General features: G+C 59.3%; 22 protein-coding genes, 1 tRNA gene and 1 pseudogene. 10 read left to right on the forward strand and 14 right to left on the reverse strand.

Annotation, left to right across the window (positions count from 1 at the left end; genetic code table 11):
- From B0E55_RS05780 to B0E55_RS05800, 5 genes and pseudogenes are all read right to left on the reverse strand, one after another.
- Nucleotides 1-866 (reverse strand): annotated as a pseudogene (locus B0E55_RS05780) (hypothetical protein); the annotation flags it as partial.
- Entirely contained in the window at nucleotides 863-1201 is a 339-nt protein-coding gene (locus B0E55_RS05785; protein WP_029254242.1) for a hypothetical protein, read from the reverse strand. The pseudogene B0E55_RS05780 and the gene B0E55_RS05785, both read right to left, overlap by 4 nt.
- Nucleotides 1202-1263: 62 nt before the next feature.
- Complete coding sequence (locus B0E55_RS05790) at nucleotides 1264-1656, reverse strand: hypothetical protein (protein ID WP_029254241.1); 393 nt, start codon at nucleotides 1654-1656, stop codon at nucleotides 1264-1266.
- A gap of 92 nt (nucleotides 1657-1748) precedes the next feature.
- On the reverse strand, nucleotides 1749-2432 hold the full coding sequence (locus tag B0E55_RS05795; RefSeq protein WP_059016389.1) for an MspA family porin: 684 nt from the start codon (nucleotides 2430-2432) through the stop codon (nucleotides 1749-1751).
- 590 nt (nucleotides 2433-3022) lie between these two features.
- Nucleotides 3023-3874, reverse strand: coding sequence for a glycoside hydrolase family 43 protein (locus tag B0E55_RS05800; RefSeq protein WP_241896030.1), 852 nt, complete (start codon nucleotides 3872-3874; stop codon nucleotides 3023-3025).
- 251 nt (nucleotides 3875-4125) lie between these two features.
- On the opposite strand from B0E55_RS05800, the gene B0E55_RS05805 reads away from it, so the two are divergent.
- The 3 genes from B0E55_RS05805 (at nucleotide 4126) to B0E55_RS05815 (ending at nucleotide 6419) form a co-directional block, all read left to right on the forward strand.
- Entirely contained in the window at nucleotides 4126-4620 is a 495-nt protein-coding gene (locus B0E55_RS05805; protein ID WP_030535796.1) for a DUF1877 family protein, read from the forward strand.
- Between the two features lie 403 nt (nucleotides 4621-5023).
- Nucleotides 5024-5404, forward strand: coding sequence for a hypothetical protein (locus B0E55_RS05810; protein ID WP_019746448.1), 381 nt, complete (start codon nucleotides 5024-5026; stop codon nucleotides 5402-5404).
- A 211-nt stretch (nucleotides 5405-5615) separates the two neighbouring features.
- On the forward strand, nucleotides 5616-6419 hold the full coding sequence (locus B0E55_RS05815) for a neutral zinc metallopeptidase (RefSeq protein ID WP_080909270.1): 804 nt from the start codon (nucleotides 5616-5618) through the stop codon (nucleotides 6417-6419).
- 336 nt (nucleotides 6420-6755) lie between these two features.
- Here B0E55_RS05815 and B0E55_RS05820 read toward each other — a convergent pair whose 3' ends face one another.
- Nucleotides 6756-7136 carry a hypothetical protein gene (locus B0E55_RS05820; protein ID WP_133053401.1) on the reverse strand — a complete coding sequence of 127 codons (381 nt, stop codon included), beginning with the start codon at nucleotides 7134-7136 and terminating at the stop codon, nucleotides 6756-6758.
- 292 nt (nucleotides 7137-7428) lie between these two features.
- On the opposite strand from B0E55_RS05820, the gene B0E55_RS05825 reads away from it, so the two are divergent.
- The 4 genes from B0E55_RS05825 to B0E55_RS32600 all read left to right on the forward strand — a co-directional run bounded on the left by B0E55_RS05825 (nucleotide 7429) and on the right by B0E55_RS32600 (nucleotide 12159).
- A complete protein-coding gene (locus B0E55_RS05825) occupies nucleotides 7429-9324 on the forward strand; it encodes a KAP family P-loop NTPase fold protein (RefSeq protein WP_080909272.1) in 1896 nt (631 codons plus the stop codon).
- 323 nt (nucleotides 9325-9647) lie between these two features.
- The gene (locus B0E55_RS05830) at nucleotides 9648-10091 is read left to right on the forward strand and encodes a hypothetical protein (protein WP_133053402.1); all 444 of its coding nucleotides are present in this window, start codon (nucleotides 9648-9650) and stop codon (nucleotides 10089-10091) included.
- Nucleotides 10088-11380 carry a hypothetical protein gene (locus B0E55_RS31505; RefSeq protein WP_133053403.1) on the forward strand — a complete coding sequence of 431 codons (1293 nt, stop codon included), beginning with the start codon at nucleotides 10088-10090 and terminating at the stop codon, nucleotides 11378-11380. Before B0E55_RS05830 ends, B0E55_RS31505 begins: the two co-directional genes overlap by 4 nt.
- 92 nt (nucleotides 11381-11472) lie before the next feature.
- A complete protein-coding gene (locus B0E55_RS32600) occupies nucleotides 11473-12159 on the forward strand; it encodes a TatD family hydrolase (RefSeq protein ID WP_394855704.1) in 687 nt (228 codons plus the stop codon).
- Nucleotides 12160-13055: 896 nt separating this feature from the next.
- Here B0E55_RS32600 and B0E55_RS31870 read toward each other — a convergent pair.
- The 7 genes from B0E55_RS31870 to B0E55_RS05880 form a co-directional block, all read right to left on the reverse strand.
- A complete protein-coding gene (locus B0E55_RS31870) occupies nucleotides 13056-15422 on the reverse strand; it encodes a hypothetical protein (protein WP_198538396.1) in 2367 nt (788 codons plus the stop codon).
- Nucleotides 15419-15760, reverse strand: coding sequence for a hypothetical protein (locus B0E55_RS05855; RefSeq protein ID WP_020968143.1), 342 nt, complete (start codon nucleotides 15758-15760; stop codon nucleotides 15419-15421). The genes B0E55_RS31870 and B0E55_RS05855 overlap by 4 nt, the downstream gene beginning before the upstream one ends.
- A gap of 84 nt (nucleotides 15761-15844) precedes the next feature.
- Complete coding sequence (locus B0E55_RS05860) at nucleotides 15845-16240, reverse strand: hypothetical protein (protein ID WP_020968142.1); 396 nt, start codon at nucleotides 16238-16240, stop codon at nucleotides 15845-15847.
- A 126-nt stretch (nucleotides 16241-16366) separates the two neighbouring features.
- Nucleotides 16367-17050 carry an MspA family porin gene (locus B0E55_RS05865; RefSeq protein ID WP_020968141.1) on the reverse strand — a complete coding sequence of 228 codons (684 nt, stop codon included), beginning with the start codon at nucleotides 17048-17050 and terminating at the stop codon, nucleotides 16367-16369.
- 697 nt (nucleotides 17051-17747) lie between these two features.
- Nucleotides 17748-17837: transfer RNA gene (locus B0E55_RS05870), tRNA-Ser, on the reverse strand.
- Nucleotides 17838-17888: 51 nt separating this feature from the next.
- On the reverse strand, nucleotides 17889-18314 hold the full coding sequence (locus B0E55_RS05875) for a MarR family winged helix-turn-helix transcriptional regulator (RefSeq protein ID WP_020968140.1): 426 nt from the start codon (nucleotides 18312-18314) through the stop codon (nucleotides 17889-17891).
- A 128-nt stretch (nucleotides 18315-18442) separates the two neighbouring features.
- On the reverse strand, nucleotides 18443-19681 hold the full coding sequence (locus B0E55_RS05880; protein WP_047888801.1) for a lactate 2-monooxygenase: 1239 nt from the start codon (nucleotides 19679-19681) through the stop codon (nucleotides 18443-18445).
- On the opposite strand from B0E55_RS05880, the gene B0E55_RS05885 reads away from it, so the two are divergent.
- Nucleotides 19680-20669, forward strand: a complete 990-nt coding sequence (locus tag B0E55_RS05885) for an NAD(P)H-quinone oxidoreductase (RefSeq protein ID WP_007731765.1) — start codon at nucleotides 19680-19682, stop codon at nucleotides 20667-20669. The two genes, B0E55_RS05880 and B0E55_RS05885, sit on opposite strands and share 2 nt — an antisense overlap.
- A gap of 15 nt (nucleotides 20670-20684) precedes the next feature.
- Here B0E55_RS05885 and B0E55_RS05890 read toward each other — a convergent pair whose 3' ends face one another.
- On the reverse strand, nucleotides 20685-21887 hold the full coding sequence (locus B0E55_RS05890; protein ID WP_007731767.1) for a cysteine desulfurase-like protein: 1203 nt from the start codon (nucleotides 21885-21887) through the stop codon (nucleotides 20685-20687).
- Nucleotides 21888-22019: 132 nt separating this feature from the next.
- On the opposite strand from B0E55_RS05890, the gene B0E55_RS05895 reads away from it, so the two are divergent.
- On the forward strand, nucleotides 22020-22589 hold the full coding sequence (locus B0E55_RS05895; protein WP_021342495.1) for a bacterial proteasome activator family protein: 570 nt from the start codon (nucleotides 22020-22022) through the stop codon (nucleotides 22587-22589).
- A gap of 64 nt (nucleotides 22590-22653) precedes the next feature.
- The gene (gene wzm, locus B0E55_RS05900) at nucleotides 22654-23526 is read left to right on the forward strand and encodes a galactan export ABC transporter permease subunit Wzm/RfbD (RefSeq protein ID WP_020905804.1); all 873 of its coding nucleotides are present in this window, start codon (nucleotides 22654-22656) and stop codon (nucleotides 23524-23526) included.
- Nucleotides 23527-23535 lie beyond the last annotated feature (9 nt).

Consider the following 23535-nt stretch of genomic DNA (forward strand, 5'->3'; position numbering starts at 1 on the left):
GACGACGTTTCGTCGTGGATCAGGAAGAAGAACCGGCTTCCGCCGGTGATCGGATCGAACACCCGCAACGAGGACTGCCCGCCAGGTGCGTACGCAGTCAACGGCGACGCGACAGTCCCGACCGCCTGGGAGAGTACTGATTCGGGCGTGCGGGGGCTGAAAGGTCCCGGCCGCCCGCGCACTCCGATACCCGCAGCGGTGAACGCTGCAGCGCCGATCAGGGTGAGTTCGAGATACCGGTCACGGCCCGAGTCCTCCCCGTCGGTGGAAACATCTGCTGCCGGGTCCGGAACCGTTTGGGCCGGTGCGGTATTCGAATCCGAATCCGTGGGGATCGGTCCGGGACCACGATCGGTGGTGGTTCCCTCACCCGGGGTGGGTGTGGGTGAGGGAACCGCTGATGCCGATGCATTGGGGAATGCACCGACACCAGTTTCCGAGGCCGGGGACTCGGAAGCAATGGGCGGAACCTCGATCGTCGGCACAGGGACGATGGGGGTGCCGTTGTAGGTGGGAAAGTTCGTCGGAGCATTGGCCCCGACATTTGGGCCACCGCCTGGAGCCTGCGCACCGGGGAGCCCGACAGTGGTCGTCGGCGCAGTGGTCGACGTCGTGGACGGCGCACTCAGGCACGGGTTGATGATCTCTGGCGGGATGGGCGCACCAGGTGGCAGCGACGCAATGAGATTCAGGTAGATCTGATGATCACGTGCCCGCACCGCCGCGCAGTCTTCTTCCGGCGTCGCGTTCGCCGGAGCGGCGGAGAGTGCGATTCCCGCACCGATCGCTCCGGCCGCTCCGGTCAACAGCGCCCCGGCGGCAAGCACTCCCGCGAGAGTCCGGCGAAGTCGTCTACCGGACTTCACCGGTGCGCACCACGATTGTCACTCTTCTTCGTTCGGAGTAGCGCGATGAGTTTGTCGGCGCCCCACCAGAACAACCGTCCGGAGATCGACATCCACAAGAAGAATGCCAGGTAAACCAGGATCGTCCCGTAGTCGTTCGCCCAGCCGGCGAGCTTCCCGATCACCGCGAATGCCGCGATCAGCAACCCCAGTCCGACTGCGGTGGCGATCACAGCCTTGGAAAGTGGACTGAGTTCGCTGTCCGGATCCCAGTCATCAACGTCTGCAACGTCTTTACTATCGACGGCAGTGGATTCCGACTGGACACTGCGGCGTTCGGCGTTGTTGACGGTCATGGCTGGAACTCCAAATAGGAAGGGAGAGCGGGGACAACGGGTCGCCGGCGTTCGGCCTGGTATCAGTTCCAGTACTGCTCCGTCAGCACTATGTGCCCCTCACTGGCGGGGTGATTCGGGTCGGAGACAAAGACATTGGCATGCCCACCACGCGCGGCTGCTTCACCGAGCACAGCTCCTTCGAGGGCGTCGACCTTGCCATCGGTAACAGTTATCGCGGAACCAGGCGCCAACCAGACCCCCCTCAGCGAACCTGGAACGATGTTCGCAATCGCATCAGGAATCGGGCTCGCCGCCAGCGCCGCCGTTTCGGCGTTCGAAAGTGAAAGTCCGATCCGGCCATGTTCCGGTTGCACGATCGGAGTTGCAGCAGATGCCACGCCGGCGCCGAGAACACCGATCAGGGCGATACCTGCGGTGAGGGTTCCGGCAGTGGCCAAGGTACGAATCTTCATGATTTCTCCTCTGTGAGCGTGATGAGTAACCACCCCGGGACGGGACGGATCAGGAATTGCTCGCCAGCAGCGCTGACGACGGCTGCTCGGGGTTAGAGCCAGGTGGGATCGGAGTACACGAACAACGTGTTATCCGACGTCGCCGTCGACACCGAGAGTTGTGCATACGAGCGGATCGTCACCGGCCCCATGCACGCATCAACCTTCACGTGCACGTTCTCTGCCGTGATCGACGCCTTCGACGACTCGAGATCCTTCTTCCCCAACGGAATCGTCGTGATCGTGCCCGGCGCAATCGTCGACTGAATACTCGGATTCACCGACGCATTCACACCCACGTTCGCCGACGGGACACCCGAAATACTCACACCGACAGAAGGGCCGAGCGAAAAGCCAAGCCCCAAGCCAAGTCCGGAGGAGACATCGATCTGGCAGCCGATCTGCAATCCCTGCTCGACATAACCGGTCTTCACTGCCGAATCGCCCGCACCACCGATCGTGCCGGTCACCTTCGCCGACACGAACCCCTCACGGGTGAACGCCGTCGTCGCCAGATTCGGCACCGGGTTCGCCGACAGTTTCGTGGCGGCAAGATCCAACGACCAGCCGTCATCGGTGATCGTGCTCGCGAATTTGTCCGACAACGCCGTTGGCGTTGCCGATGCGCTCCCTGCGAAGACCACACCAGACGACAGCGCGGCAACCGCACACGCCGCGAGCCCTACCGCGGCCCTCGATCGACGATGGGATACGCCGTTTTGCGATTCGATCGACATGAACTGCTCCTCCACGTGACACAGCAACCAGAGCGGTAGCCGACAACTAACTGAATTAGTTACCGGACGGTACCAATCGTCCTGTTTGCCCGCCAGCGCGCCATCTCCCCCATCTTGGATTTAGGGTGAACTTTCGGTAACAGATATATATCGACAGGCTTATCAGCAGCGAAAAGGACCTAGGTCCCACTATGAGCAAGGTCACCGTTTACGGACGAGAAGATTACTCAGAAACAGTGCGGCAAATCGAATTGAATCCGCATTTCGCGGGCCTCAGAGCAGTTGAAGACCGAAAGTGCGGGCATCAAGCCAGTGCGCGTACTTGAATATGAAACTAACAGGCATTACTTGGCAATCAATCGTGAAGTACGGCGCCCGAGCGGGGCCTGGGAGCGCAACTCTGCACAGCTCACGCCGAGATACTCACTTCGTGGTCGGCGCGAACTCGTCGGACCCAACGGCATCGCATCGTTAGCTTGTCAATCACTGATTCGCGCAGGCGACGCACACAAGTAGTACGCAAGTACGAGAAAAGGCTCTGACCAAGACCGGAGTCCTTGATCAGAGCCTTACCAACTCGGGGTCGAAAGTTATGCCGGTTCTCTCATGATGCCGAGATGCCGTGCAGTCCCGGACACCCCAGGAACCTCTTGCACAGGAGACCAGGTGTTCAGCCCGTCCGTGCTGTCGGAGTAGAGATACTTTCCTTCGGTATAGGCGTCGAGATAGATCCGCCAGTCGCCGCTCGGCAACTGAACCACGGCCGGACCTTCGACAAGCGAACCCCAATTCCCGGGCGGGACAAACGAATAAGGTCCCGTCACCGAAGGAGCGACCGCATGCTCGACGACCTTCCTCGTCTCGTTCTTGGTGAACGCATGATAGGTCGATCCGACTTTGACCACGGTGGTGTCGATGTGGTCCGCACCGATCCCGGCGAGCGGAACAGGCGGGCTCCACAACCGGAGCGACGGTTCCAACGCCGTCATCAGATACGGCACAAATCCTCCACCGGTCGACATCGACAGGATGACGTTGACGCGATCGCCGTCCACAAACCATTCAGGCGCCCAGGCCTTGGTGACGAATGGTGACAGCGACGGTCCGTCGCTGAAACCAGCCGAACCCGAGAAGCCCGGCGGACTCGCAGAACCGGTGCCATCTCCCGTGCCAGGCATCAAGGCGCAGCAAAACGGAACCGGATAGTTCCCCAGCGGCGTCCAGTTGATGCGGTCGCTGCTGCGTGCGAACCCGATGTTCGCCCCACCACCCGTCGTGTAGGTGAGGTAGTACAACCCGTCCGTGTTCCGGAAGATGCTCGGATCACGCACGAGCCCAGACGGCGGCCTGTACGCCGACTGCTGGACGAGCTGAAAGCCGGTGCCGTCGACCGACTCGTAGACATCCATGTCACGGTCGCTGGCATTGCTGAACGCCACCATTGTGTATTTCCAGTCAGGCGGCGGCGCGGCGCTGCTGGCAGGGGCTGCGACCAGCAACCCCGCGACGACGAGGATCACCAGCGATACAACAGAAAGGCCGGTCCGTTTTGTCGGAATCACCGATGAAGTATGTATGACAGCAGGCCCACCATGGGTAACTTCGGTCGGAGGCAGAGCAGGATCGTTACCTAAGGCGATTCGTCTTGTAGTGACGGCGGGACGCCGGCAAGGTCGGCCGTTAGCATCACGCCATGGAACTTGGGGTGCATTTCGCGCTGTCAGACAGCGTGGCAGCGGAACTTCTGGACGCGCGCGGCGACGACGACAAACTCGGCGCTGTGGTCGAGGACATCGAGGAGACGGGCCGATCCGAGTTCTCGTGCGACACGGACAAGGCGTGGGATCCGATCCTGTGCGCCCTCTCCAGCACGGGGTACGAGCGCGTGTCCGAGAACTGGCCGGCCTACGGCGTGATCTTGGGGGACGAAGACCTCAACACCGACACCGACGACCAACTCGTCACCTACCTGGCACCCGATCGGGTCGCCGAAGTCTCCTCGTACCTGGCGGAAGTCACCGAATCCGAGTTCGGCGTGCGCTACGACGCGATGCCACTCGACGACCGCAACCCGGAGTACGGTTCCGACGAGCGCGGGTACGCCTGGGGCTGGCTTCAGGAAGTGGCGGACTTTTTCCAGCGCGCGGCCCGCGAGCGTCGCCACGTGGTATTCACCGTGCGGTTCTGACAGTCGAGAGCCCACTGCCGAAGCAGCGCGCCCTCGAAGAATGAAAGACCGCTTTGACAGTGGCGCTCAACTGCGGAGAACCCACTGCGCGGGTTCTTGCTCTGACAATTCCTGTGCCGCAGCGCTTCTGGGTGACCGCGTACGTGCCCTTCTCGCAGCCAGACTGAGCAGTAACGGAACCGTAACGACAGCCCGCGCGCTTCTCCGGCATTCACGATCTTGACCAGCAGTTTCACTGAAACAGTTTATTCTTCAACGGATTTCCAGTAGTGAGCTGCATCTCAAACCAACCCAATGGATTGCTCATTGTTTGCGACATGTCGTTGACTGTTACCGGAAGAATCAGACAAAGTGGCCCGTGGAGGCGCCAACTCGAGTGGGCCACCGACGAGGGAGAAGCCGAATGACGCACCTACGCAAGATGATTACCGCGGCCGCATTGATACCTGCCGGTATCGCAGCCATCGCACTCAGCGGCGCGGGCGCCGCATCAGCTGTTACTCCGATCGCCGACAACGGGCGCATCGGCGTGCAACTGAACCAAGGTGAGACGGCATTGTTCGGCCAGCTCAATGCCGGCGCTGCGATCGAAAGCATCACTAACTCCAACCAGATCGGCGTGCGCCTCGCACCAGGATCGCGCTTCGAGAGCGGCCCCAACGTCGTCTGGGGACGTCTCGACCAGTTCGCCAACGAAGCAGCCTCCCGTGGTGGAGAAATTTCTCTCGGCGTACTCAACCCGGCGAGGGGTTCACAGCAGTTCTTCTTCATTCAGAACTGGTAATACCCTCCGCCGTCGAATTGATGCTTCGCTCTTCCTGCGGCGGGGCGGAGCATTTTTCGTTTCCCGTGGCAACGTTCGTCGCCGAGTGTTGAACAGGCGACGTTATCCCGGACGACTTTTACGAGGACTGCAAACGGGCACCGATGCGTGCGGGAAATTCCTTGTGCCGCTGCGTAATAACGCATCCACAACCGACCCCTGAGGCGAACGAATGAGCTGGACCCGAAAAGAGATAGCGATCATCGTGACCGCCACCGCGGTCGGGCTGGTCGTCGTCCTGGTGGTCGGGGTCAATCTCGCCGCCTCCGTGGTGAAACGGGTGCTGCCGTCATATGAAGCGGTCACCGAAACCAGCCAGCGATTGACCGACACGGATATGCAGTTCCCGGAGATCGACTGCACGCCAGTCGAATGGCGCGGCGACATCACCCGTCAGAAGAGGTATGCGGAAGGGGTGATGGCCTGTCTGGACGAGATGTGGAGCCCCGCTGTCGACGGAGAACTCAGAGGCGGCAACCTCGTGACACCTCACGTCGACATGCGCCTCGAAGGCGACGATGCACCCATCCTCTGCGGAGAAGGCGCAGACGTGTACGGGATCAGTTTCTACTGCCCCCGAAACCAGACCATCCGCATCTGGACGTACGACAGTTTCAACGAACTCGACCTCGTCAGAGTCGCCACCCACGAATACGGACATCACCTTCAGGAGGCGATGGGGATCGAATCGCAGCTGTCGTCATTGGCCGCGCGGGAAAACGATCACCGCGAGGTGATGTTGATGACCAAACGCCTGGAAGCTCAAGCTGAATGCCTGTCCGGCGTCAGCGCCAACCACATCCTGCCCTACCTCGCCGAACTGTCCGTACAAGAAGACGACATCAACATCCCTGGCGAAGACCCCGAAGACACCCACCCGAGTCAGGCCAACAACAGAATGTGGTTCAACCGAGGAATGCAGGAGGGACTCAGCTCCTGCGACACGTGGAGCGCACCGCAATCAGAGATTCGGTGAATGCGTAACGCCGCCTGAGTCCCTTTTTTGAGGGGCATGGCTAGTCATTCATTTCGGAAGGAACTGGGGCGGTGGAGTGGTTGCGAGATGGCGGGAAGTCCCCGACAAGAACGATCATGCCGCCGTCAAAGACTGGATCCAGCTCTCGAAGGAACTGCAGCGACGTCGCTCGACGCCGACGCGGACCTCGTCGACGGCGATCTTGGCACGATCGGACACGAAAAAGCCCCTCACCTGTATGAACAAGTGAGGGGCATCGGCGGAGGCAAGTGGATGGCATTCAAACTTAACTGTCCAGACGAGGCGGATGCTCGAAAAATGGGATGATCTGCAGACTTAAGCGGCGTTGCCGTGCCGGTCGCTCTGCTCCATTACGTCCAGTTCGTCTGAGACGACGTCACGAGCGCTTTCGAACACTGAAAGTAGCTTCTTCTGTTCCAAAGATAAGGTGACACGCCAGGCAGGCATACGGACGCCTGCGCTGCTGTACAGGTAGTCGGTTTTACCTGGAATCATCAGGATGTGATCGTGTTCCACTGGGATGCGGTAGGCGAGGTGGCCATGATCGGTGATCAGGGCAAATGGATGGCCGCCCTCGAAAGCGTAGACGTCTGATCCGTCAGCCTGCGGAGCTTGTCGCATCGTAGAGGGCGTAGTTAGTTGGTCATCAGGAGACGGAGGACTCGTTGCTTCGTCAGCTGGATCGACAGCAGACACAGGTAGTGAGGGTAGTTGGTCGAACTCGTCTGACTCCGGTATGTAACTAGAAATGGCGAGGTGTGCTCGCGCAATGGAGCGGAGGTTACGATTCGCTCGTGCCACTTGACTACGTTTACGGTGCCGCTCTAAGCGTTCTTCGTCAGGTATTTAGGTCATGGATCGCTCCTAAAGCCTTAACATACTCACTATCTAGCCAAACACGCGACACTCGTTGCACAGATGCTAGGAAAGCTCGTGCCTGAGAGTATAATTAAAGAAACAGCAATATTATTCAATTTGAAGGGGCAAGATGAGCGAAAAGAATAGACAAACAGAATTTCCCATCTATTTAGATGAGCCGGCAGAGATTGATCTCTTGTCATTCGATGCTGTCGCGGGAGCTGTGGCCGACGCACTCCTTGATGAAAGCCTTGATCCTATCGCTCTCGGGCTATCGGGTTCCTGGGGTAGCGGCAAGACATCCGTTCTCGGATTGATTGCAAAAAATCTACAGCCTACGCAGGGCACAAAAACTTCGACGCTAGTGGTGCAGACCGATCCGTGGAAATATGACCCACAAATGGGTGCAAAGGAATCACTAATTAGTGAAATCCTCACTGCACTCGGAGACGAGATCGACCAGAAGACAGACACTGAAGGCAAAGCTAAAAAGCTGCTGGGACGACTCGTAAAGAGAGTCGATTGGGGAAAGGCTATCCAGGTAGCAGCTAAATCATCTATTACAATGTCAGTTCCGGACATTGACACGCTCATGTCTCTAGTCAAGCCGAAGCCAGACGACGAAGATCCGGAACCGATCAGTGACATGGTCCAATTTCGTGCCGAGTTTGCCTCACTACTTCAGTCCGACGGACTCAAGCATCTGAGAAATGTCGTCATTCTCGTCGATGATCTCGACCGCTGCCTTCCGGAAACTGTCGTTGAGACTCTCGAGACGATTAGGCTATTTCTATCTGTGCCGAAAATGTCTTTCGTCATCGCCGCAGACGAGGTACGCATAGCCGAGGCGATCGCCACCAGATTTCCACAGAATGCTGACACTACACCTGACGGGGAAGAGGAACCGTCGAAACTTTACCTACATAAGATCGTACAGACATCAGTACCTGTTCCCGCCCTGAGTGATTTCGACACCGAGGCATACCTTATTATGTTGCAGGTCCAAGCCCAAACAGAACCGGTCCACTTCGACTCGATCGTTCTGCAAGTGTCAGAGCTTCGTAAAGCCGGGAAAACCCTCGATGACGCGCCACTCTTGAATATTGCAAAGTTCGCTCCTGCTCGGACGATCGCAACCCGCCTCAAGCCAATTATCCATGAAAAAACGAAAGGCAACCCTCGTCGTATCAAAAGGTTTCTAAACGATCTCTCGATACGACAGAACGTCGCAGATCGTCGTGGTATCACGCTGAACACTGCAGCTATCGCAAAATTGATGGTTTTAGAGTCGTATTTTCCAGAAGAATTTCGCAAGGTTATCGGTTGGCTAGCTGACAATACACTTCGCGAAAACATGACTGCCCTCGAAAAAAGCGTAGGGAGTACAGGTGCCGCCCAGTCAGATACAACAGCGAACGAAACGCCGCAAGATTCAGACGCGAAACCAAAGAGCGCTAAGAAGGATACGCAGCCAAGCCAAGCGGCCTCTCCGGAGACCACACCTCAGCAAAAGTACGGTGGATCGCTCATTCGGTGGGCACAGTTGACACCGTCATTGAGCGGCGAAGATCTCGCATCCTACCTTGTCTTCGCGACATCATTTGGTGATGATGTGTTTCTATCCACAAAGGGTCTATCTGAACAGATTAAGGACCTTGCTACTAGATTCCTGTCGAAGTCCAACTCAGATAACCGTAGCGTAACGAACGAAGTTATAGCCGCACTTCCCATTGATGACGCCAGGTCACTCATACAGCATATCGGCTCTGTTATTACCGATCAACCAGACCGGCAAACGCAAGGTGTCATTGCACTCTTAAGGTTTGCAAGATTGCGGGACGACCTTGTCGATACTGTCTGCACCACTTTGCGACGTATCCCGCCGAACGAACTGAAGGCCGGTGCTGTTTTGCAGCTCCAAAAAACTGACCCGTCATCAATCCGAAAAGAAATTACACAACTCGTTGAAGCCAACGGTACTGCCGAACTGGCGGGATCATTATCAACTGCATTGGAACTGGCGTAGTTATGGGAACGAGCTCCTCATATAAGGGGTCGTCCGGTAAGGCACCTAAAGCGATACGCGAGGGTCTAGAGGATTGGGCTGGAAGCCAGACTGACAAAAATCACACCGATCTCCCCAAGCAAGTTGTAGCGCAAGCATTAAACATTCCGAGCTTTTCACGCTCGTCAGGCAGCGGCGGCGGATCGGGAGGTGGGGCGTCAGGCGGTGGAGCTACGGGTGGAGGAGGTCAGAGTTCACCGCAGAGGAGTATTAGCTCCTACGCCAGAACAGCAGGCCGTGCCGCCTCTGTAGCAGGAGCATTCCGAAGTGGGGATCGCGTTGAGTTGGAGCGCGCCGGTCTAGATTTCGATACACTTGCCGCGCTCAGTAGTAATGCTGAACGAGTTCGAGCCATCGTTGACGTGATTTGTGCCGCCGACCCTAATAGTGACATTGCTAGTGAGGAACAGCGCGCAATCGCCGGTAAGCTGGTCGATTGGATGTTGGATGACACTATAAATCAGTCTATCCCCGATTCAGCTGACGCAGCCGAACATGCAATTGGTCTCATTGCTGCTGAGATATTTCTTTCAGAGGCCGGTGACAGCCTAATAAGTGGCGACGGGGTATCAAGAGACGAGATGATCGACAGAATCAACGAAACCTCCCAGGCCATCGCAGCACAGGCTGACATCGGAAAAACTGGAACTGATGCTAAATCAATCGAGAAAGCTATCACTACTGGAGTTAAGAAGCTCAGAGGCATCTACTCTCAGGGGAAGAAGTGAGCAGCGCCTTCAAACTAAGTGTCGATGACGTCCCGTCCGATCTAGTCGGCACGTCAAACACATTCTTTTGGCCAAAGCAGGGAACCTCCCCATGGTTCACCTCGAACGTAGGTCCAAATCTTGGCGAACTTGGCCGCGTCAACGATAGGAATATCGATTTCGTGCGAATCGCGTCAGCAGTACTATCAGCGGACCGTTCAGTCCTTCGCTCCGGGCGCATGTCGGCCTGGAATACGCGGGAAATCTCAATTGAAGTCGATGTTATCGCAGTAGAACCTTGGCTGGGTGTCAAAACTGAGCTGGAGAGCCTACTTGGCTTTCTAACTGGTGATACATGGACTCTAGATTTCAGTGAAGCTAAGGGCGAATGCGAACAGATCGCAGCCCGCGCTATTGGTGCGTCGCGAGTTGTCCTGTTCAGTGGTGGCGCCGATTCGGGTGCCGGAGCGATCTTGTCAGCGCATGAACTTCAAGGAACTAACTCACATGCGCTGGTATCGCACTTTTCCGAGAAGAACCTTGCACCCCTCCAACGCAAACTCAAAGATGAGACAGTTCGACTATTTCCGAATAGTTTGTCGGACTTTTTTCAAGTACATCATTCACGTGGCCGCACGAGTCCAGAAGGAAAACCATACAAGAAAGAGAACTCTACGCGCTCTAGATCCATCCTTTTTATAGCGATCGGATTAGCCGTCGCTTCGGTCAATAAATTACCGCTCTGGATACCTGAGAATGGTTACGCGTCGATCAATCCGCCGCTTTCCAGTAACCGACGCGGGAGTTTATCAACGAAGACAACACATCCGGCCTTCTTGCAAGGTCTCGTTCGGATATTAGGCAAGGTAGGTGCACACAACGAACTCTCCAACCCTTTTGCAGACCTGACGAAGGGTGAGATGTTCACCAAGGTAGGTGAGGCTATCGGGGTTGAAGCCGCCTCCAATTATCTGAGCGCAACCACCTCCTGTTCCCATACCGGCGCAAGATCATTCGGACTGAAGGGGCGCATACAGTGCGGTGCCTGCTTCGGTTGCGTCCTACGCAAGGCATCCTTTGCTGCTAGCTCTATCCCCGACCAAACGCAGTATCTAGTCCCTGCAGGCGATCAACGACTTGAGCGTTGGCTAGAGAGCAAGTCGGTCGTACCCGCCATGCGTGATTTCCTATCCCGCGATCTGCGTGCTCAAGACCTAGCGACCCTGCGACTACCGAACGACATAGAGCTAGCGAAAGCGACCGAGCTATGCAACCGAGCAATGGCCGAGCTTAGGAGTCTGTCACTATGACGATGCAGTTGTTACCACTCGACACTCATGCACACATCGACACTGGAATACCTGCGCTAGACGTTACTGAACTTGGTTCCTTCGTCTTTGCGATGACACGGTCGTTAACGGAGTATCAAGGCCTCACAAGGCACGACACGCGGGCTGTATGGGGACTAGGTGTTCATCCCGGTCTAGTGCGTTCCCAGAAGTCGTTCGATAGCGACCAGTTCCGACAACTCCTTCCAAGCGCAGTCGTAGTGGGTGAGGTGGGACTTGACGGCAAAAGTCGGGTACCCATGGAACTACAGCGTCGCAACTTCCACAAGATACTTGAAGCCCTTGCAGAGACACCCCGGATACTGAGCGTTCACAGCACCGGAGCGCAGGCGGCAGTGATACATGAACTGAATCGTGTTCCTGTGGATGGTGCAGTGCTGCACTGGTGGACTGGAGGCACAGGCCTGACTGAAGAAGCGATCCGTCTTGGCTGCTACTTTTCCGTCCCGCCCGGCGCAACGGGATCCTCGCACATAGATACACTTCGTCAAATTCCAAAAGAACTGGTGCTGCCCGAGACAGACCATCCAAGTGGCGACCGACATGGACCACGCCCACGCAAACCCGGTAATGTCAGTGAAGTCGAGAAGAAGCTCGCAACCATATGGTCCATGAGTGAAGCAGGTGTACGAAGGCAACTCTGGCTCAATCTCGCTAACCTGGCCGAGCGTACAGATACACTAGGTCTGTTCAACCGAGCTTGGCAGAACTCTATGTCTATCGCTCGAAGCACTCGCTGACGGAACTGATTCAAATTTTGATCAAGAGGGATTCGAACCTTTTTACCTCTATAAAACAAAGAGCGCCGAGTCGAACTGTAAAAGTTCAAACTCGGCGCACCCCTGTTATTGAAAATGAAAATCATTTTGGCGGAGGCAAGTGGATGGCATTCAAACTTGACTGTCCAGACGAGACGGATGCTCGAAAAGTGGAATGAGCTGCACGTTTAGCCGGCGTTGCCGTTCCGGTCGCTCTGCTCCATTACGTCCAGTTCGTCTGAGACGATGTCACGAGCGCTTTCGAACACTGAAAGTAACTTCTTCTGTTCCGAAGACAAGGTGACACGCCAGGCAGGTATGCGGACGCCTGCACTGTTGTACAGGTAGTCGGTTTTACCTGGAATCAGGATGTGATCGTGTTCCACCGGAATGCGGTAGGCGAGGTGGCCGTGATCGGTGATCAGGGTGAATGGATGGACGCCCTCGAAGGCGTAGACGTCTGAACCGTCAGCCTGCGAATCCTAATCTGCTCCCACACCACAATAAGCAACTGCTGGCCAGTGTCACTTGACATGACACTGGTCGCGCAAGTGAGTCAAAGCCTGCCTTGATTAGTCGCCCCTGGACCGAGAAAAGAGACTACGGAAGCAAGTCCAAGAATTCTTGAATAACTTCTCGCACCTCCGACTCATTTTTGCTCGAATTCGAAGGATCATCCTGGTTAATTGCATTCATTATTTCAATTTGACCCCAGGCCCCCCTCAGGGTTTCGGAATCTGATGCACGCTCCGATTCGCGTTCTCTGACGTACCTCTCGAATATTTCAACTAGCGCATGCAAGGATATTCTTCCGTCACAATAATCGCGATTAACCTGCTCAGCTTCCAGGCGGTAAATTGATTGATCCGTCATGTTTTTCACTTTCCCGATAAATTGCCAAATGAGGTGGTCACAACTCTGCCCGTTTCATTGATGATAACTGATAGGTTGTTTATCGAATCATAGATCACGGTCGTGTTTCCTCTGCTCGGGGTCGCCACCCCTTCACGAATGGCCTGTTCAACCAGGGATGGGAGTATGCCGCGCTCTTGCATTCGGTCGAACGCATGCCCCGTATATTCACGACCGTTGACTATTCCAGGACGATTGGTTCCGGGCTTTACATTTATTTCGCGATCTCCGCGCCCACCCACAGGCGTCGAGGCCGGTCTGTCTCCGACGGGAATAGTCGGATCGCTAGGGGCTCTATTCCCGGCCTCACCGGCGGTGGCGGCTGCCCTGCGACCTGCGGCTTCGGCGTCTGCGGCGGTTCCGCCGCGCCGCAGAACAGCCTCCACCGCTTCTTGCACGGCAGCTCCGCCGACTCTGCCTCCTGTGCCTACGATCGGAATGAGGGAGACGATATTTGCTGCTGCGGCAGCGATCTCAGCCGGAGAATGCTCGGGTGAAGGTTGTGCTCGTTGGCCGCGATTGAAGCCGAACGGATCGACGGCGGCATCGTGCACGGGGACTACGAGGAAGTTTCGCCACGCATCTCCGAGCGTTCCGACGCTATCGACTGTTGTGTCGACGGCACTTTCCCCGACACCCCACGCGGTGTCCCATACTTTTTGCGGGAACGATCGGTCGTCGGGCGCGTTCGGATCTGGCGGGATCGGCACATTGCCGGTGAACCCGGCAGGCACGTCCCCGTGCGCTTCGGCAAGCTGGTTCGCAGCTTGTTGACGTGGACTGACAGTGGGTTTGGGGCCCGGACTGGTTGTGGTGCGTGGCGACTGATTTGGTTGCGCGGGTTTCGAAGGTGCAACCGGAGGGACTTCGCCGTGTGCTTGGGCGAGTTGGTTCGTTGCTTGTTCCTGAGAGGTCGGCGCGGGCTTCGGTCCAGGTTTGGTGGTGGTGCGCGGTGACTGATTGGGAGATGCAGGTTTCGTGACCGGAGCGGAGCCTTGGGTGGTGGTCCCGGCGTACTTACCAGCGGTGGTGCCGCTGTTCGTGGCTCCGGAAGTGTTGCCCGAGTTCGTGTTTCCACTGTTCTGCGGTTTCTGCGGACTTGTGCGCGAGGTCATCGAATTCGGCTTGGGTGCGGCGGTGTTCGTATTTTTCTGGACTTGTTTCGAAGCGACAGAGGTGGGTGCTTTCGCCTTCTTTTCCGGCGGATCAGCCAAAATCGGGTACGCGGTCGCTTCGTCGGCGTACACCGTCTGAATCAGGCGGCCGTCGCGAACTTCGTAGTCGGTGGGAACAGGATTGCCGTTGGCGTCGTACGCCCACGGAGCTGCCACGACCGAGACCGGGTTTCCGTCCGCGTCGAAGACGGTGACTGAGCCGTCCGGATTAACGCTCATATGCCCGCCGGGCGGGACGTCGACGGGGATTTCCGCTTCGTGTGAGGACGTCGCGTCATGGATGAGGAAGAACGTACGACGTCCCCCGCCCGGTTCGGTGACCGTGATCTTCGACTGGCCACCCTTGGCGTACTGCATCAGCGGTGACGCGAGGGTACCGACTGTCTGGGAGAGGATCGATTCCGGCGTACGCCCACCCAACGGTATGCGTGGGCCGAACGGTGAACGACGCCCACGTACTCCGATCCCGCCGGCTGTGAATGCGGCGGCACCGACCAACACGAGTTCGAGGTAACGATCGCGCCCGTCGTCGTCGCTGAGTCCCGAGGGCGTGACTGTGGGATTCGATTCCGACTGTCCGGGAACAGTCTTCGGTGTTCCAGAGGGAACAGGTCCGGGACCACGATCGGGGACCGCTGTGGGTGCGGTCGATCCAGCGGGCTGCGGGGTGGTCGGGGCGGGTCCGCTGGTGGTCGTCGGAACCGGGACTCCTGCAGGGTTGTCGATACTTGGCGCTGTCGGCGTATTCGGCTGTCCAGGCAGCGCGGCGCCGGGGACGGGGACGATGGGGGTGCCGTTGTAAGCGGGGAAGTTCGTCGGCGCGTTCGCGCCGACGTTCGGGCCACCGCCCGGAGCCTGTGCACCCGGTAGTCCGACGGTGGTTGTCGGGGCCGCCGTCGGAGTCGTGGTGGGTGCGCTCAGGCACGGGTTGATGTACTCGGGCGGGACGGGGGCACCGGGTGGCAGTGACGCGATCAGGTTCAGGTAGATCTGATGATCACGTGCCCGCACCGCCGCGCAATCCTCCGCCGGTCCCGCAGTCGCAGGTCCAGCGGTCAGCGCGATTCCCGCACCGATCACCCCCGCCACCCCGGTCAACAGTGCTCCGGCGGCGAGTGCTCCCGCGATGGACCTGCGCAGCTTCAGCACGGACTTCACCGGCGATCGCCCGTGTTCGACTTCTTCCGCGCCTCGGCGATGAGCTTGTCCGCGCCCCACCAGAACACCCGGCCCGCGATCGACATCCACAGAAAGAACGCCAGATACACCAGAATCGTCCCATAGTCAGCGGCCCAGCCCCCGAGACGTCCGATCACCGCGAACGCTGCAATCAACAATGCGAGACCGAAGACGGTGGCGATCATGGCCTTCGAGGTTTCGCTCAGCTCACTGGCGGGGTCCCAGTCGTCGACGTCCGCACTTTGACCACTGTGCACTGTGGCCGGCGGCTCCGTCATCGGGCGGGACCGAGCGTGTTCAGCGTTGCGGATGGTCATGACAGAAACTCCAAACGGCGGATAGGTGAAGTGAAACAACGAGATCGGCGGCAGCAGTCAGGGTCCGGAGTTACCGGCCCTAGTTCAGTTCCAGTGCTGGTAGGTCTGCACGATGTAGCCCCCGGTGACGGGGTTGTTCGGGTCGGACACGTAGATGTTGACGTAGCCACCCGGATGCGCCGCAGCTTCGGCGATCACGACCCGATCGGGGGCGCTTGCCCTGCCATCGACGTTGGTGATGACCGAACCCGGAGCCCGGCCAACCCAACGTTGCGAGCCGGGAACAATGTTCGCGATTGCATCGGGGATCGGGCTCGCCGCCAGTGCTGCGGTCTCCGCATTCGAGAGCGAAAGCCCGATCCGACCCTGCTCCGGCTGCACGATCGGGGTAGCAGCCGATGCCACGCCCCCGCCGATAACACCGACGAGGGCGATACCTGCGGTAAGCGCTCCGGCTGTGGCCAAGGTACGAATCTTCATGAACTTCTCCTGTGATGCTGATTGATGGGCAAACCCGTGACTCGGGCCTCGTGTGACGGGGTGTGGAGGGCATGGTGGCCTGCGCAGAGTGGGTTGAGAATGCAGCGCTGACGACGGCTGCGTGGGTCAGAGCCAGGTGGGATCGGAGTACACGAACAACGTGTTGTCGGACGTCGCCGTCGACACCGAGAGTTGTGCGTACGAGCGGATCGTCACCGGCCCCATGCACGCATCAACCTTCACGTGCACGTTCTCTGCCGTGATCGACGCCTTCGACGACTCGAGATCCTTCTTCCCCAACGGAATCGTCGTGATCGTGCCCGGCGCAATCGTCGACTGAATACTCGGATTCACCGACGCATTCACACCCACGTTCGCCGACGGGACACCCGAAATACTCACACCGACAGACGGGCCGAGCGAAAAACCGAGCCCCAAGCCAAGTCCGGAGGAAACATCGATCTGGCAGCCGATCTGCAACCCCTGCTCGACATAACCGGTCTTCACCGCCGAATCGCCCGCACCACCGATCGTGCCGGTCACCTTCGCCGACACGAACCCCTCACGAGTGAACGCCGTCGTCGCCAGATTCGGCACCGGGTTCGCCGACAGTTTCGTGGCGACAAGATCCAACGACCAACCGTCATCGGTGACAGTGCTCGCGAACTTGTCCGCCAACGCCATCGGCGTTGCCGATGCGCTCCCTGCGAAGACCACACCCGACGACAGCGCGGCAACCGCACACGCCGCGAGCCCTACCGCGGCCCTCGATCGACGGCGAGATGTTCGTGCTTTCAATTCGGTTGCCATGAGTAACTCCTACGTCGCGGACCAGCAACCAATTCGGTAGCTGAACACTAACTAAATGCAAGTTACCGGACAGTACCAAGCGTTCCGTTTTATCAACAGGCTCCCGCGACCAACTATCGGAGACTTGCGGTGAACTTCCGGTAACAGATACATATCGACAGGGCTCAGAGCAGGGAATGGGACTTAGGTCCCAATGTGGCGAACGACACCAAACTTGGACCATCCGCCCATTGGTGACAGTCGAGCAAACGTGCAAACAAGGCACGATCCGGAGCATTTCAGCAGATTGAATGCAACGTGGTCTCTGGCGATATGGCCACGCAAACTTATTGAACGGTCAACAGTTAATTGGTGGCGCGCAGCTCATTCGGACACCAAGCGCAAGGAGGCCGCGTAAACCACGAGCCCATCTAGCCAAGGAGGGAATCGAATTGACCACCAGCCGCACGATGCGATCACCTGGAACTCTCGTCGCCGAGCGCCGCAATGGCTGATCGTTCACCACAGCACAACGAGAACCGGCAGATTGCCGCAACATCGGACGTAGCACCGAAGTGGCGAAGCCATTGCTTCACCCGGCGACCCCAGGGCGGCAAAGATTGCTACACATCCGACTCCTCGACGCTCCTGCGCTTCGTAGGGCACGAAAAAACCCAGCCCACGCTTTCGCGCGGGCTGGGTTTGAACAACGAACATTTGGCGGAAGCGGAGGGATTTGAACCCCCGGTGGGTTTAACGCCACGCTCGCTTTCAAGGCGAGTGCATTCGGCCGCTCTGCCACGCTTCCGTGGGCGATCCTATCGGGTGTTCCCACGGACCGCGAAAACGGCTCCAGAAGTCAGCGCTCGCCGATGGCTTTGTCGACCTTCTCGAAGACGTCTGCCAGCACGTCCAGTTCCTGGGGAGTCAGCAGATCGACCAGATTGTTCCGCACCCCGGCCACGTGAGTAGGCGCTGCCTCGGCGAGGCGACGCCTACCCTCTTCCGTGATCCGCGCGAGCACGCCGCGACCATCTTCGACGCAAGTGTCGCGCACGACGATGCCCTGAGATTCCATCCGCCGGATCTGGTGCGTGAGGCGACTGCGCGAAGACAGCACGCCGTCTGCCAGGTCACTCATCCGCAACGACCCGTCAGCTGACTCCGAGAGCATGACCAGAATGCGGTAATCGGCCAACGACAGGTCGTGTGAATCCTGCAGTTCGCGGTTGAGAACCTCCATGAGGCGCTGATTACCGTCCATGTAGCCGCGCCATGCACGCATCTCGCATGGCGTCAGCCACGGTGTCTCACCGTGCGCCGCCTGCGAGGTCTCCTCGGTTGTCGCTTCAGCTGTCACAGGTTCCAAGTTTAGACCTGTGTCCGCCCGTCACAGTAAGACTCACCCTAAAGTCACGAATTGGACATCAGGATCGAACGGTCGATTTCGGCGACCGATGCCAGCCCCGCCAGCCCCATGGTGAGATCCAGGTCGGCCAGGAGACTTCGGAGCGCATGACGCACTCCGTCAGCTCCGGCCAATCCCAACCCGTACACCCACGGCCGCCCGTACAGCACTGCGTCGGCACCCAAGGCCAGAGCCTTGATTACGTCTGCGCCACAACGAATTCCGGAGTCCATCAGAATGTCCACCTCATGCCCCACCGCATCAGCGACAGGACCGAGAGCATCGAGTGCCGAAATCGACCCGTCGACCTGACGCCCACCATGGTTGCTCACGACAATGCCGTTGGCGCCGGCCGCGACGGCCTCACGTGCGTCGTCGGGATGGACAATTCCCTTCACCGCGATCGGAAGTGTCGTCCACTGGCGAAGTTTCGCGATATCCGCGATCCGCACCGCGTGATTGCCGAACAACGACACCCACGTGAGAACCGCGATTTGCAGGGCTTCTGCGCTCTCCTCGGGAGGCGTGGCCAGTTTTGCGCGGAACACCGGATCCGACAGATAGTTGGCAATACCCTTCGCCTGCAGGAACGGGAGGTGACCGAGTTCGAGATCCCTTGGACGCCAACCCATACCGGGAGTGTCGGCAGTCAGGACGATTGCCTTCGCACCCGCCGTCTCCGCCCGACGGACAAACGACTCGGCAAGCTCGTCGTCGGCCGGCCAGTACAGCTGGTACCACCAGTTATCGCCCGAGGCCGCCGCTACGTCTTCGATGGTCGAAGACGCCGCCGTCGAGAGAATCGATCCGATCCCCAACTCGGCAGTGACCGAACCGACCGCAACCTCGGCGTCGTCGTGGACCAAGCCGAGCACTCCCACCGGAGCCGTCAGAATCGGTGCGGCCAACCGCGTCCCCAACACCTCGACGCTCAGATCGCGCGCGTCGGGCGCCGCAGTCCCCCGCAACATCCGCGGCACGATCGCATGCTTGTCGAACGCCCGCAGATTCGACACCGCGGTCCGTTCGGTCGACGCGCTACCGGCGATGTACCCGAAAGCCTCTGGTGAGAGTTGCTCGCGCGCGGCATCTTCCAAGCCCGCCGCAGTCATCGGCAAAGCCGGCTTCGCGCCGCTCAGTCCCGTCAGATAGATCTCGTTCTGCATGTTCCCGAAGTAAGTCACGTCCGCGACGGTAGCGGCAAAACACCCGTCAGCGGGGAGATTCGCTAGCGTCGTATCCATGTACGCCATAACGATCGATCAGCCCGGCGGTCCCGAGGTCATGAAATGGGCGCAGCAGCCCGATCCTGAACTACCTCGCGGGCACGTACTCGTCGAGGTCGCCGCGACCGCAGTCAACCGCGCCGACCTGCTCCAACGTCAAGGCTTCTACCCGCCGCCGCCCGGCGCGAGTGACATTCTCGGCCTCGAATGCTCGGGTGTGATCACCGAACTCGGCGAAGACGTCACCGGTTGGTCCGTCGGCGACGAAGTCTGCGCATTGCTGGCCGGCGGTGGCTATGCCGAGAAGGTTGCGGTCCCGGCAACACAACTTCTCCCCGTTCCCGCGGGCGTCGATCTCCGTGTCGCAGCGTCTCTGCCGGAAGTTGCGTGCACGGTGTGGTCGAACGTCGTAATGCGCGGCGGCCTACGACGCGGACAGGTACTACTCGTCCATGGCGGTGGCGGCGGAATCGGCACCCACGCCATCCAGGTCGGCAAAGCCCTCGGCGCCCGCGTCGCAGTTACCGCGGGTTCGGAGGACAAATTGAACCGCTGCCGCGAATTGGGCGCGGATATTCTCATCAACTATCGCGACAGCGACTTCGTAGCATCACTCGCCGAAGCCACCGACAACCACGGCGCCGACGTGGTTCTGGACAACATGGGAGCGTCGTACCTCGGGCGCAACGTCGACGCACTCGCCATGGACGGCCACGTCGTGATCATCGGAATGCAGGGTGGTCGCAAGGGCGAGGTCGACATCGCCAAGCTGATGGGAAAGCGCGGAAACATCACGTCGACGGGCCTGCGCGGGCGTCCGCTCACCGGCCCAGGCGGTAAAGCGGACATCGTCGCCGACGTCCGTGCGAAGTTGTGGCCGTTGATCGCCGATGGATCGGTTCAACCGATCGTGTCGACCGAACTTCCGATCACCGAGGCGCCATTAGCCCATCAGTTGCTGGATTCGCCGGAAACCGTAGGCAAGGTCATCCTCACCGTGAAGTGAGCCGAGCGGGATCGATCAGCCCAGGGCGCCGAGTTCGGCGACCAGCTGATTGATCTCGTACCGCGTCGTGTACGGCGCAAGGCCGACGGTGACCGCGCCGCCTTCGTCGTTGACACCGAGGGCGTCGAGCAGCCTGGAACCACCATGCGTACCGCTGACCGTCGCGATGCGCTTGTCGGCCAGGTGCGCGGCGACCTTGTCTGCCGCCATCCCCTCGAGCGTGAAGCTGAGCGTCGGCACCCGCGTGGGTGCGCCGCCGATCACCATCACGTTGGGCAGGGCTGCGAGAGAACGCATGAGGTGATCGAACAGACCGTCCTGATAGTCCTGCAGCGAGCTGATCGAGGTTTCGAGGCGCTCACGCCTGGTTCCCGTTGCCGATTCGTCCAAGCCCGCCAGGAAATCGATCGACGACGTGAGACCGGACAGCAGCGCGAACTGATGACCGCCCACCTCGAGTCGCTCGGCGCCACGCGCGTACGGGTTGAGCGACACGGCCGGAATCCGGTCGAGCAGTCCGGGATCGCGGAAGACGAGTGCGCCCACCTGTGGACCGCCCCACGACGGCGCGCTGACGGCAACGATGTCCGCCCCGAGATCAGCCATGTCCACATGCGCATATGGCGCTGCACCGACGGCGTCGACCACCATCAGTCCGCCGAATTCGTGCAGACGATCAGCTGCGGCACGGACGTTCGGAGCCGAACCGACGACCGGTGATGCGGCCGTCAAGGCCACCAAGCGAGTCGTCGAGGTGATGAGATCGTTGAACTGCCAACTCGGGAGCTCACACGTTTCGATTTCGACCTCGGCCCATCGCACCTGAGCGCCGTAGCGACTGGCCACACGAAGCCAGGGCGCGACGTTCGCCTCTTCGTCGAGGCGCGAGAGCACGAGACCGGTTCCGAGGCCCAACCGCGAACTCAGCGACTCGGCGAGCCAAGCCAACAACACCGCTCGGTCTGATCCGAGAACGACTCCCGCAGGATCTCCGCCGACCAGATCGGCGACCGCGGTGCGCGCACTCTCGAGAATGGCAGCACTACGACGGTTCGAGACGTGGCGACCGGAGGAAGAAGATGCAGAGGCACGGAACGCGGTGGAGACCGTCCGCGAGACGGCGTCCGGGATCTGCATTCCGGCCTGCGGATCGAGGTGGATCCAGCCGTCACCGAGTGAGGGAATCAACCCCCGTACGCGGGCAACGTCGTAAGCCATGCTCGACACTCTAGGTGCAGACGCCCGCTTAGTCGAAGGCAGTCACCCAATTACCCGTCAGTACAGTTATTCGATAGCTAACTTTTTGGGGGTTACGCGGCGTTTGTCGCCCACACACGACAAGATGGAAGCATGACGAACCCCGACAAAGAGCAGGTACTCGTTATCGGACCCGACGGTCGACCCGTCGCGATGCCGGCGGCCGAGGCAGAAGCCGCCACCTCCGGCACCACCGAAGGCGCGGAAACAGAAGCCGAGTCCGTCGCCGAGATGGTCGAGCAGCCGGCGAAGGTCATGCGAATCGGCACGATGATCAAACAACTCTTGGAAGAAGTTCGCGCCGCGCCGCTCGACGACGCCAGCCGCAAGCGCCTCAAGGACATCCACACCTCGTCCATCCGAGAACTGGAACAAGGCCTGGCACCCGAACTCCGTGAAGAACTCGAGCGACTGAGCCTCCCGTTCACCGACGACTCCATTCCCTCCGACGCCGAACTGCGAATCGCGCAGGCCCAACTCGTCGGCTGGCTCGAAGGACTGTTCCACGGAATTCAAACCGCACTGTTCGCCCAGCAGATGGCAGCGCGCGCTCAGCTCGAACAAATGCGTCAAGGCGCACTGCCTCCCGGCATGAGCATCGGGGCTCCGCATTCGCCTGCACATCCGGACCAACAGAGCCCAGGAACCGGCCAGTATCTGTAACCCGGACCACCACTAGATCCGAGGGAAATCCGGCGCCGACGCCAGGCCGGTAGGCTCGACCTCCGTGTCAGCATCCGCAATCGAATCCGAGACGCCGGACGCACCTGCGCCCGTGTCCGACTCCCAGACGTTCCGTCGTGCGTTCAAAGACCTTCGCGACGGTCTGAATCAGCGTGAGTTGTGGCTCAGCCTCGGCTGGCAGGACATCAAACAGCGCTACCGCCGGTCGGTGATCGGTCCGTTCTGGATCACGATCGCCACCGGCGTCCAGGCCACCGCCATCGGCATTCTGTACGCGGCCCTGTTGGACATGCCACTCCAGGAGTTCCTGCCGTATGTGACGGTGGGCCTGATCGTCTGGAACCTCATCAATGCCTCGATCATCGAAGGCTCCGAAGTCTTTGTCGCCAACGAAGGCCTGATCAAACAGCTGCCATCAGCCTTGAGCGTGCACATCTATCGACTGGTGTGGCGGCAGATGTTGTTCTTCGCACACAACCTGCTGATCTACGTGATCATGGTGATCGCGTTCGGGGTCTGGCGGAACCTGAGTTGGGCGTCGTTGGCTGCGATCCCGGCGTTGGGACTGATCGTGCTCAACGCACTGTGGGTCTCGATCGTGTTCGGAATCTTCGCCACTCGATACCGTGACATCGCACCGATTCTGTCTTCGCTGACGCTGCTGCTTTTCGTGCTGACACCGATCATGTGGACAACACAAAGCCTCGAGGCTCAGGGCGGCGCGGTCCGAGATCGTGCAAAGATCGCCGAACTCAATCCGCTGTTCCACTACCTGGACATCGTCCGCGCGCCGATGATCGGGCAGCCGCAAGAGCTTTACCACTGGTACATCGTCATCACGATCACGGTGGTCGGCTGGGCCGTCGCATTGCTGGCGCTTCGCAAATACCGGGCCCGCGTGCCCTACTGGGTTTAGGGACATCGC

It is taken from the genome of Rhodococcus sp. 66b (assembly GCF_002076325.1).
GTDB classification, from domain to species: domain Bacteria; phylum Actinomycetota; class Actinomycetes; order Mycobacteriales; family Mycobacteriaceae; genus Rhodococcus_F; species Rhodococcus_F erythropolis.